This window comes from Streptomyces colwelliae, assembly GCF_048158785.1.
In the GTDB taxonomy this organism is placed as follows: domain Bacteria; phylum Actinomycetota; class Actinomycetes; order Streptomycetales; family Streptomycetaceae; genus Streptomyces.
The window spans coordinates 1-472 of the sequence record NZ_JBLTJC010000945.1; the positions used below are offsets into that span (position 1 = coordinate 1).

Genomic DNA, 472 nt, shown 5'->3' on the forward strand with positions numbered 1-472 from the left:
TCATATAACAAAACATGTAGCTTGCTATATTTAATTTTAAGGAATTGTTATGGGAAATCATTTGTTATCAGCAAAAGCGACGCTCCCTGTTTATGATCGTAATAACCTGGCCCCAAGAATTGTTCATTTAGGCTTTGGTGCATTTCACCGTGCGCATCAGGGCGTGTATGCCGATATTCTTGCTACGGAACATTTCAGTGACTGGGGATATTATGAGGTCAACTTAATCGGCGGCGAACAGCAAATTGCCGATTTACAACAGCAAGATAATCTTTATACCGTTGCGGAAATGTCGGCTGATGCGTGGACGGCTCGCGTCGTTGGCGTCGTTAAAAAAGCCTTGCACGTACAAATAGATGGCTTAGAAACCGTGTTGGCTGCGATGTGTGAACCGCAAATCGCGATTGTCTCTCTGACAATCACCGAAAAAGGGTATTTCCACTCTCCGGCGACCGGACAGTTAATGCTTGAT

At 44.5% G+C, this 472-nt stretch carries 1 protein-coding gene; it reads left to right on the forward strand.

Annotated features, from left to right (window positions below):
- Nucleotides 1-49: 49 nt before the first annotated feature.
- Nucleotides 50-472 (forward strand): mannitol dehydrogenase family protein (locus tag ACNFOC_RS55280; protein ID WP_521987315.1); only part of this gene is annotated, 423 nt, incomplete at its 3' end.